This window comes from Hoeflea sp. BAL378, from assembly GCF_000759435.1.
Classification (GTDB): Bacteria; Pseudomonadota; Alphaproteobacteria; order Rhizobiales; family Rhizobiaceae; genus Hoeflea.
The window spans coordinates 1-219 of sequence record NZ_JRJG01000228.1 but is presented as its reverse complement, the minus strand read 5'-3'; the positions used below and the strand labels follow the sequence as shown (position 1 = coordinate 219).

Genomic DNA, 219 nt, shown 5'->3' with positions numbered 1-219 from the left:
AGACCTCGGAGATCACCGGCGCCGAGCACATCTGCAAGGCGCGGGCCATCAACGAAGAGGTGGGCGACCGCTGGTACGCCATGTGGAAGGCCTATCAGGACGACGTCATCTTCGCCCACCAGACCGACGATTTGAGTGACAGCCAGCCGACCAAGGGCAATATCGAGGGCGGTCTGACGACGATCGAGGAGAAGGCGCTGGGCAATCTCGAGAAGATCG

1 pseudogene is annotated in these 219 nt (G+C 61.6%); it reads left to right on the top strand.

The window, feature by feature from the left end:
* Positions 1-219 (top strand): annotated as a pseudogene (locus tag LL06_RS25460) (UxaA family hydrolase); the annotation flags it as partial.